Genomic DNA, 9,403 nt, shown 5'->3' on the forward strand with positions numbered 1-9,403 from the left:
TCCTGGTCGAGCCCACCGGGGCCGTCCCTGCCGCCGCTCTTCTCGCGGGCAAGCTGCCCATGCCCAAGGGCTCCCGCGTCGGTGTCGTCCTCTCGGGCGGCAACATCGATCCCGCCCTCCTCGCCGACATCCTCGGCCGTAGCTAGCGGTTAGCACACCAACCGCCTGGCGTAGGGTCAGAGCAATCTCCAAGCCTCGCCGGTGAGAATGTTCCACTTCGAGCGCCGGCTTCGCCGGCGCAATCTCTTTTTTGGGGGGAGGCTTCGGAAGGGGGGCGGAGCCCCCCTCCGAGTTACTTAGCGGCGGTGGTACTCGGGGACTACGTGCTCGGCCGCGATGCCAAGCTGGTCGAGCATGCGGTCAGATGGGCAGAGGGGGCGGAGGATGAACTTGGAGCAGCCGCCCATGACGTACTCCTCGATGCGAGCGGCCAGGACCTCGATGGGGCCGAAGGCCGCACAGGCGCGCAAGGTCGCCTCGTCCACGCGGTTGCGCTGGATGTAGGGCTGGGCGACGGCCAGGGCTTCGGCTTCGCTCGGCGCCACCGTGAAGTTGATGAGCGTGCCGAAGTGGTCCTCGGGCACCTCCCGCTTCTCGGCGGCCGCGAACTCCTGGACCTTGTGGACGCCCACACGGAACTCCTCGGGCGTGATGAAGGACGGGATCCAGCCGTCGCCCAGGCGCCCCGTGCGCTTCTGGGCGGCCTCGCTCTTGCCGCCGATCCAGATGGGCGGCGGGTTCTGCCAGGGCTTGGGGAAGATGGTGACACGATCGAGCTTGAAGAACTCGCCCTGATAGGACACCTCGTCCTGTGTCCAGAGCAGGCGAAGAATACGGATGGCCTCGTCCGTCCGCCGTCCGCGCTCCTTGAAAGGCACGCCCGAAGCGTCGAACTCGCGCGGGAGCTCGACGCCCACCCCGACGGCGGGGAAGAGCCGCCCGCGTGAGAGCCAGTCGATGGTGGCCATTTCCTTGGCCGCGACCACTGGTGTCCGGTAGGGCAGCACGAGCACGCTCGGCCCGAACTTGAGCTTCTGGGTACGCGCGGCGATGGCGGCCAGCGAGGTCATGACCTCGGGCACCGGCGTGGGCGAGGAGAGGCGATCGGAGAGCCATATGGAATCGATGTCGGACTTCTCGCAGAAGTCGCCGAGGGTGAAGAGGAACTCGCCGCCGTCCTTGCCCGCTGGCCACGGGCCCGGCATGATCCCGATGCGGTACTTGATGGTCATTGGGGCGCATCGTACGCGCCGCCCTCCCAAGGGTCAAGAAGGGTCCCGCCCGAAAGCTTGACAGGACCCCTGATCACGGTCAGGGTACTGAGCTATGAGCCCTTCGACGAAGTCCGGGCCTCAGGGTGATCGTGCCGAGCCACCCACCACGCGCGAGCGCCGGAGAAATCCGCGCGTCACCGTTCCGTGGCCCGCCATCATCCAGTCTTCGGACGGGCGGTTGGTCACGGGCGAGGTCATCGACGTCAGCCTCTCCGGCATGAAGCTTCGCGTGAATACCGACGTCGTGGTAGGTGATACGGTGAAGCTCCGGGTGACCCTGCCCCGCGAGGCGGGTGAGCTCGAGGTCACGGCGGAAGTGGTCCGCCGCGATCCGGGGGGCATCGGTGTCGACTTCGGCACCCTGCCGCCGGATGCGGCCCAGAAGGTCAAGGCCTTCGTGCCCACCTGGGATCTCCGCCGGCGCGCCGAGCGTGTCGGCCTCGAGCTGCCGATTCAGGTCCAGGGGCACGAGACCACGACCAAGGGCCTTACCATAGATCTCTCCACGGTGGGCGCGCGGGTGACCACGGAGAGCAGACTCACGCCTGGTGACATGGTCGCCACCACCTTCACGCCCAAGGACGGGCAGGGGCCCATGCAGGTCCGCGCCGTGGTCTGGGAAGTGGACGCGCGTGGCGCCGTCCTTGTCTTCGCCAATCTTTCGCTCCACGACTTCGTTCGCCTCCGCTCGTTCGTCGATTCGCTGCTCGCCCGCCGCTAGGTAGCTCGGAGGGGGGCTCCGCCCCCCTTCCGAAGCCTCCCCCCGACGCAGTGCAAGCCGCAGGACGTCGTGGGGCTGGGGCCCCGCCGTCCGAGGCGAGCAATCTGAGAACTGCGCCGGCGAAGCCCGCGCTCGAAGCGAAACACTCCTTCTCGCGAGGTCAGGGGAATTACTTAGACAGACGCCTAATCGGAAACCGGATTGACTGTTTGGGTGACCGCGCATAGAATGAACGGCGGTTCAGTCAGCCATCATGCGTGATCCAGACAAGCCCCAGCAGATCATTGAGGCCGCCGTGCGGGTCTTCGCCCGCAGGGGGTACTACAATTCGCGCGTCTCCGACATCGCGCGCGAGGCCGGGATCGCCGCGGGCACCATCTATCTCTATTTCAAGACCAAGGACGACATCCTCGTCACCCTGTTCCGGGACAAGATGGCGGAGTTCGTGGGCAGCCTGCGCAAGGCCATCGCCGATGAATCCGACGCCATCGCCAAGGTGCGACGGCTCGTGGCGCTGCACTTTCGCATGCTCGAGGACAACCCCGAGCTGGCGGAAGTGGTGCAGGTCGAGCTCCGCCAGGGCCAGAAGTTCTTCCGCGGCGCCTCCAGTCAGGAGATCGGCGCCTACTTCGGCCTGATTGGCTCCGTGCTCGAGGAGGGCGTGGCCCAGGGCCGGTTCCGCCAGGATCTGCCCGTCAAGATCGCCACCAAGATGCTCTTCGGCGCCATGGACCAGATGGCGACCTCCTGGGTGCTCGGCAAGCGCAGCTACCAGCTCACCGACACCGCTCCCGCGGTCGCCGAGATCTTTCTCCAGGGTGTGGCCGTGTCGCCCGAAGGGTGAATCAGAGAGGAGATCGTTGATGCCGTACGAAACCATGAAGCTCGAGCGCGAAGAATCCTTCGCGGTCGTGACTCTGAACCGCCCGCCCGCCAACGCGATCAGCGAAGCGTTGATGAAGGAGCTGAACGCCGTGCTGTCCGAGATCGAGTCGGACGGCGCCGTCCAGTGCCTCATCATCACGGGCGCCGGGGACAAGATCTTCTGCGCGGGCGCGGATCTCGGCTCGGCCTTCTCCGGGCCCGACGTGACCTCCTTCATCCGCTTCGGCAACTCCGTGCTCCGCCGCATCGAGCGCTTTCCCAAGCCCGTCATCGCGGCCATCAATGGCCATGCTCTGGGCGGCGGGTGCGAGATTTCCATGGCCTGCCACATCCGCATCCTCAAGCAGTCGGCACGGATGGGCCAGACCGAGTCCAACCTGGGGATCATTCCAGGCTATGGCGGCACCCAGCGCTTTCCGCGACTGGTGGGACGGGGACGAGCCCTCGAGCACCTGATCCTCGGCACCCAGATCTCTGCGGAAGAGTGCTACCGCATCGGACTCGTGAATCGCCTGGCCAAGGACGGCGAGACGCTCACTGACGCCAAGGCGCTGGCGCGCGAGCTCGTCAAGCGCCCGCCCATCGCCACGCGGCTCATCATCGAGGCGATCGACGACGGCATCCAGGCGCCCATCGATCAAGCCCTGGAGATCGAGCTGCGCGCCTTCGAGAAGGTCTTGAAGACCGAGGACGCGGGCGAGGGTATTCAGGCCTTTTTCCAGAAGCGGCCCGCCCAGTTCAAGGGCAAGTAGGCCATGGATCTCGGAATCAAGGACCGCGTCGCCCTCGTCACGGGCGGCGCCCGGAGTTTGGGGAAGGCCGACTGCCTCGCGCTGGCCGCCGAGGGCTGTCGGGTCATCGTCCTCGACCTCAATGCCCAGGGCGCCGCGGAGACGGCCAAGGAGATCGGCGACCAGGGGGGCACGGCGCGCGGGTACGAAGCCGACATCACCAATCGCCCGCAGCTGGCCGAGGTCATCGCCAAGGCCCAGTCCGAGGTCGGCCCCGTGGACATCTGCGTGAACAATGCGGGCTTCATCTACACCATGGGCCAGCTCAAGGACATGCAGGACGCCGACTGGGACATGAACCTCCAGATCAATCTCACCGGCACCTACAATGTGACCAAGGCCGTGTTTCCGGGCATGCGGGAGCGCAAGTGGGGACGCATCATCTGCATGGCCTCCATCGCGGGCCTCATGGGCGGCTTCGGGCAAGCCGCCTACTCCACGGGCAAGATGGGTCTGGTGGGCTTCGCCAAGTCCGTGGCTCTGGAGGGCGCGCGCTACAATGTCACGTCCAATGTCATCGCGCCCGGGATCATCGGACCCAACGCCAACCTTTCGCCGCTCTATGATCGAATGGTGAAGCGAGTGGCCATGCAGGTCGAAGGCCGGCCCGAGGACGTCGCCCATGCCATCGCGTTCCTCTGCTCGGAGCGCGCCCGCTACATCACGGGAGCCGTGCTCACCGTGACGGGCGGGATGGATCTGTTCACCTTCTAGATCGGATTCTCAAGGAGACCTATATGCCGACTGTCAAAGAGACCTTCGACCTGATGCCGACCAAGTTCAAGCCCGCCAGTGCCACGGGGGTCAACAAGACCATCCAGTACGAGATCGGCGGCGACGGCGGCGGCACCTGGCATGCCGTGATCAAGGACGGCACCTGCACGGTGAACACCGGCCCCGCGGCCGCGGCCGACCTGACCATCACCATGGCCGCGCAGGACTGGCTGGACATGATCAGCGGCAAGCTCAACGGCCAGACGGCCTTCATGTCGGGCAAGCTCAAGCTCAAGGGCGACATGGGCTTCGCCATGAAGATGGGGAGCCTCTTCCAGGTCTAGATAGCTCGGAGGGGGGCTCCGCCCCCCTTCCGAAGCCTCCCCCCGACGCAGGGCGAGCCGCAGGACGTCGTGGGGCTGGGGCCCCGCCGTCCGAGGCGAGCAATCTGAGAACTGCGCCGGCGAGGCCGGTGCTCGAAGCGGAACGTTCTTTGCCCAGGAGGACATGCAATCCGTGTTGACCCGCATCGATCACGTCATGATCTGCGTCGCCAATCTGGAGCAGGGCCTCGAGGCCTACACACGCCTCGGGTTCAACATCTATCCGGGCGGCGTCCATACCGGCCGGGGGACGCACAACGCCATCGCCTATCACGAGGAAGACTATCTCGAGCTGATGAGCGTGCGCGATCGTCAGGAATACCTGTCATCCTCGGGTCCCGGCGGCGGTCTGCTCGAGTTTCTCTCCCATGGCGACGGGCTCCGCTTCGTCATCGTGCAGAGCGACGATCTGGGCGCCGATGTGGCGGCCATGCGACGGCGCGGCGTCGAGGTCGGCGAGCCCAGCGAGGGTGGTCGCCGGACTCCGGCCGGACACGAGCTGAGGTGGAAGATGGCGGTGCTCGGCCCGGATCACCCGCTCCCCATTCTCTTCATTCAGCATCTGACGCCGCTCGCGGAGCGACGGGCGCAGTTGCCCCGGGCCGGGAACCATCCCAACGGCGTTCTCCGGACGGAGCGGGTCTACATCGCCGTCCCCGACGTCGCGGCCGCCGCCAAGGCCTACAGCCAGGTGCTCGGCATGTCCGTGCCGCCCATCCAGCGTGGCGCCGTCATCAAGGCCGACATGGCCGTGTTCGATCTCGGCCCCACCGGTCTCACGGTGGCGCAGCCCGCCGAGCCTGGACCCGCCGCCGATGCGCTCAGCCGGCGCGGCCCGGGGCCATTTCAGGTCTTGTATCGGACGAGCAGCATGGAGGCCGCCGCGCGCTGGATGGCGGACCACGGCGTGCCGCCTCCCACGCGCGGCGTCCGGAATACCGGCGAGCAGGCCATGCTGGTTCCCCCCGAGCACGCGTGTGGAACGTATATCGGCTTCGCGGGGCCTGCGTAGTCGCGGTGACCTCAGAGCTCACCCGGGTCGACGGCTGTGATCTCTGCCGCGCCGTCCGCATGACCCACTGGTATCACGAGGACGAGGTGTGCTGGATCGCCGAGTGCGATGTGTGCGACGTGCCCATGGTGGTCTGGCGCTGGCACGGCCAGACGCCGCCCTCCGAGCATCTCGAGCACATGCGCGCGCGGCTCCACGATGTGGCCACGACCGAGATGGGCGAGTACTACGTGGACGACCACATGCGCAACATCCCGGACCACTGGCACGCTCATGCGCGGCCGAAGGGTGGATTCTTCGGCGCCCGGCGCAAGTCCCTCTGACCGCGTCCTACTTCGGCACGAGATCCTTGAAGCGCGGCATGACCTCGCGGGCCAAGAGCTCCATCGAGTGGCGCCACGCCTTCGGATTCTCCGAGTAGTCGAAGCAAAAGAGCAGAAGCGTGCCGAAGCCCCCGACCTCCTCGTAGATCGCGTGGAGCCGCTCGGTCACCGTGGCGGGCGAGCCCACCATCCAGTTGTGGCGAGCGCAGTACTCGGGCGTCACGTCGGAGTCGGGCACGTCCGGCTTGTGCTTCAGGAACTCGGTGAAGCCGAACGAGGCGAGGAGGGGCAGGAAGTACTCCTGCATCATGCGGCCCATCATGCCGCCCGCGGAGAGCCGCATGGCCTCGGCGTCGGTGTCGGCGATGAAGACCTCGCGCACCAGCCGCCAATCCGAACGCTTCGGCGTCCGCCCGGTACGTGCGGCCCCCTGCTCGACGGAATCCCAGTGGCTCGCCACGTAGGCAGGATTGAGATTGAGGCTCATGGGCCAGAAGCCGCGCTCGCCCGCGAGCTTGAGAGTGTCGGACCCCTTGCTCACCCCCGCCACCCCAATGGGGGGGTGCGGTTTCTGAAACGGCATGATGTGGGGCCGGAGCGTATCGAGCATCGTTCCTGTCTTGGTCACGTGCCAGTACTTGCCCTTGAAATCGAACTCGGGCTCGTCGCTCCAGAGGCGCAGGACGATGTCGAGGGCCTCGCGCGTCATCTCGCGGTGCTGACCCGAGTTGCCGTCCACGTTGAACATGGCCCAGTCGCTGGGCAGGCCGCTCGCCGCCACTCCGAAGTTGAGCCGCCCTTGCGCGAGATGGTCGAGCATGGCCACGCGGTTGGCCAGCTCGCCGGGGTGATGGTAGGGCATGAGAAAGCCGCCGGGCCCGATGCGCATGCGCGTGGTTTGCAAGAGAGCCTGGGCCACGATCAGATCGGGCGCGGGATGCGGCTCCCAGGGAGCCGTGTGGTGTTCGCCTATCCAGGCCTCGCTGAAGCCGAGCTCGTCGGCCCAGCGGAGCTGCTGGAGATCCCACTGGTGGCCATCGTAGAGGCCGCGCTCGGGCGGGTGCGACGGCATCGTGAACAGTCCGTAGTCCATGAGAGCCTCCCTCAATTCAGCACTCGCCTCGTCGCGCTCGTCGCCTGCGGCTCCTCGGCCGCGCCTCAGCTCGAACTGCGAGCCACTACCAGAGCTCCCGCGAGGCCAAGCGTGCCCCTTCCGCGAGGCTGCCGAGCTTGGCCCACACGATGTCCGGGTCGACGGCGGCCTGGCCCACCCAGGTGCCGAAACCGCAGTCTGTTCCGGCGATGACGTTCTCGCGGCCGGCGAGGCGCGCGTAGCGCTCGATGCGCTCGGCGATCAGGGCCGGGTGCTCGATGAAATTGGTCGTCGAGTCGATGACGCCGGGGATAATGAGCTTGCCGTCCGGCACCTTGACCTTCTCGAACACGCGCCACTCATGGGCGTGGCGCGGGTTGGCGCCCTCGAAGGAGACGGCGCCCGGCCGGGCCGCCAGCACGAGATCGAGAATGTCGGCCAGCGGGACATCGTAATGGTGCGGGCCTTCGTAGTTACCCCAGCAGAGGTGCAGGCGCACCCGGTCCGGCGGCACCTTGGCGAGCGCGTGGTCGAGCGCCGCCAGGTGCAGCCGCGCCATCTTGCGGAATTCCTGGACGCTCAGGTCCGCGAACTGGATATGGCGTCCCATCGCGAGATCGGGACAGTCGACCTGGAGGACGAATCCCGCCGCGGCCACCGCCTCGTACTCGTGCTTCATGGCCTCCGCGATGGCGAAGAGATAGCTCTCGTGACTCGGATAGTGGTCATTGTGGAAAAAGAGGGAGATGACGCCGGGAGAGGCGGCAGTCAGGAATCCTTCGCGAGCGGCGACGTGGGGGAGGGCGGCCTGGAGGTTGGCCACATCCGCGCGGGCCGCGTCCGGGTCGCGGAGGGCGACGGGGCCGGTGCACGCGGGGGTCTTGCGTCGCGCGCGGCCAGGGTCCCCGAAGACACGGCGGGCCATGCCGGGAAAGTCCACGAGGTCGCGGTACTGGAGCGGATGGCTGGCGCCCTCGAAGCCCGCGAGCCGGTCCTTGACGTAGGTCGCATAGCTCGGCTTGCTGAATTCGCCGTCATTGATGATGTCGAGGCCGATGTCGGCTTGCTTGCGCACGACCTCGGTGACGGCCGAGCGAATTCCCGCGGCCAGGGCCGCGGGATCGACGGGGACGCCTTCCTCCTTCGCGAACATCGTGCGGGTCAGCTCATCGGGTCGAGGCAGGCTGCCCGTGTGGGTCGTCAGGATCCGATCGGTGCTCCGTTGCATCGGTGGCGATTTCAATACCACAAGTATCCGGCGAGTGCCATCGGAGGCGGCTTCCCTACGGATTCTTCACATACCGCCGGATGAACACCACGCTGAGGAGCAGAGGTCCCACGAAGGCCGCCAGGTGTAGAGACCACGGGAGGAGCGCGGTTCCCGCGGATGCGGAGCATGGAAAGATCATCGCGACTCCCAGATAGAGTACGCTCGCGCCCAGCAGTGCCCACCCACCGAAGCGGTTCACGGCACACCATGTGCGGTCATCCGACAGGGTGTTGCCGGTCCGGATGCCGTAGGCCCGGTCGCGAGGTATGAGCCCGAGGATGAGCGGAATGGCGAAGAGGAGGATGATCACGGCGGGAATGAAGAACGGTTGGCTGCTCATCTCGTGTCTCCGGAACTGGATGCTATCATAGCGCCCGCATGGTGATCCTTGATGGATGGTGGGTTTTTCTTCGGGAACTGCCAAAGGTCGTTGACGCGAGGCGTCAACACGAAGTAGCATGGTAGCTGGAGGGATTCCATGAAAGACGAGATGTTCACGATGGCGCCGGACTTGCCGGGCATGTCTCCAGAGGTGGTGGCTCGCTGGCAGGAGGAGCTCAGGCGCAATGCCCTGCGCATGAAACACTTCAGCGAGATGATCATGAACCCGAAGGAGCCCGAGATCGGGCCCACGCCTCGCGAAGAGATCTACCGCAAGAACAAGTCCCGGCTCTATCGCTACCAATCGAAGCGTACCGTCAAGACGCCGCTGCTCTTCGTGCCCAATCTCGGCATCAGCCGCCCCTACATCTTCGACCTCATGCGCCGGGGCTCGTTCATCGAGCACATGACCGACCGGGGCTTCGACTTCTTCCTCGTCGACTGGGGCGTCTTCGGACCCGAGGACAATGACCTCACGCTCGAGCATGCCGTGACCAAGATCCTCCCGCGCATGGCCCGGAAGGCCCTCGAGGCCTCGGGGGCGAAGGAGATCTCG

12 protein-coding genes are annotated in these 9,403 nt (G+C 66.3%); 8 read left to right on the forward strand and 4 right to left on the reverse strand.

What is annotated here, in order from left to right; genetic code table 11:
- Positions 1 to 296 precede the first annotated feature (296 nt).
- Complete coding sequence (locus tag VGT00_20180; GenBank protein ID HEV8533750.1) at positions 297 to 1,232, reverse strand: TIGR03619 family F420-dependent LLM class oxidoreductase; 936 nt, start codon at positions 1,230 to 1,232, stop codon at positions 297 to 299.
- 94 nt (positions 1,233 to 1,326) lie between these two features.
- On the opposite strand from VGT00_20180, the gene VGT00_20185 reads away from it, so the two are divergent.
- From VGT00_20185 to VGT00_20215, 7 genes are all read left to right on the forward strand, one after another.
- Complete coding sequence (locus tag VGT00_20185; protein ID HEV8533751.1) at positions 1,327 to 1,995, forward strand: PilZ domain-containing protein; 669 nt, start codon at positions 1,327 to 1,329, stop codon at positions 1,993 to 1,995.
- Between the two features lie 253 nt (positions 1,996 to 2,248).
- Positions 2,249 to 2,839 (forward strand): TetR/AcrR family transcriptional regulator, encoded by a 591-nt coding sequence (locus VGT00_20190; protein ID HEV8533752.1) that lies wholly within the window; start codon positions 2,249 to 2,251, stop codon positions 2,837 to 2,839.
- A gap of 19 nt (positions 2,840 to 2,858) precedes the next feature.
- Positions 2,859 to 3,632 (forward strand): enoyl-CoA hydratase-related protein, encoded by a 774-nt coding sequence (locus VGT00_20195; GenBank protein HEV8533753.1) that lies wholly within the window; start codon positions 2,859 to 2,861, stop codon positions 3,630 to 3,632.
- Positions 3,633 to 3,635: 3 nt separating this feature from the next.
- Positions 3,636 to 4,385: an SDR family NAD(P)-dependent oxidoreductase gene (locus tag VGT00_20200; protein HEV8533754.1), complete on the forward strand. Its 750-nt coding sequence runs from the start codon at positions 3,636 to 3,638 to the stop codon at positions 4,383 to 4,385.
- Between the two features lie 23 nt (positions 4,386 to 4,408).
- Complete coding sequence (locus VGT00_20205; GenBank protein HEV8533755.1) at positions 4,409 to 4,729, forward strand: SCP2 sterol-binding domain-containing protein; 321 nt, start codon at positions 4,409 to 4,411, stop codon at positions 4,727 to 4,729.
- A gap of 163 nt (positions 4,730 to 4,892) precedes the next feature.
- Positions 4,893 to 5,780 (forward strand): VOC family protein, encoded by an 888-nt coding sequence (locus tag VGT00_20210; GenBank protein ID HEV8533756.1) that lies wholly within the window; start codon positions 4,893 to 4,895, stop codon positions 5,778 to 5,780.
- Positions 5,781 to 5,785: 5 nt separating this feature from the next.
- The gene (locus tag VGT00_20215; protein ID HEV8533757.1) at positions 5,786 to 6,103 is read left to right on the forward strand and encodes a hypothetical protein; all 318 of its coding nucleotides are present in this window, start codon (positions 5,786 to 5,788) and stop codon (positions 6,101 to 6,103) included.
- Positions 6,104 to 6,110: 7 nt separating this feature from the next.
- On the opposite strand, the gene VGT00_20220 is transcribed toward VGT00_20215, so the two are convergent.
- The 3 genes from VGT00_20220 to VGT00_20230 form a co-directional block, all read right to left on the reverse strand.
- Positions 6,111 to 7,196 (reverse strand): LLM class flavin-dependent oxidoreductase, encoded by a 1,086-nt coding sequence (locus VGT00_20220; GenBank protein HEV8533758.1) that lies wholly within the window; start codon positions 7,194 to 7,196, stop codon positions 6,111 to 6,113.
- Between the two features lie 85 nt (positions 7,197 to 7,281).
- Positions 7,282 to 8,424, reverse strand: a complete 1,143-nt coding sequence (locus VGT00_20225) for a cobalamin-independent methionine synthase II family protein (GenBank protein HEV8533759.1) — start codon at positions 8,422 to 8,424, stop codon at positions 7,282 to 7,284.
- 55 nt (positions 8,425 to 8,479) lie between these two features.
- Positions 8,480 to 8,806: an SdpI family protein gene (locus VGT00_20230; protein ID HEV8533760.1), complete on the reverse strand. Its 327-nt coding sequence runs from the start codon at positions 8,804 to 8,806 to the stop codon at positions 8,480 to 8,482.
- A gap of 138 nt (positions 8,807 to 8,944) precedes the next feature.
- On the opposite strand from VGT00_20230, the gene VGT00_20235 reads away from it, so the two are divergent.
- The coding region (locus tag VGT00_20235) for a hypothetical protein (protein ID HEV8533761.1) at positions 8,945 to 9,403 on the forward strand (459 nt) is incomplete at its 3' end.

The organism is Candidatus Methylomirabilota bacterium (assembly GCA_036002485.1).
GTDB lineage: Bacteria > Methylomirabilota > Methylomirabilia > Rokubacteriales > CSP1-6 > AR37.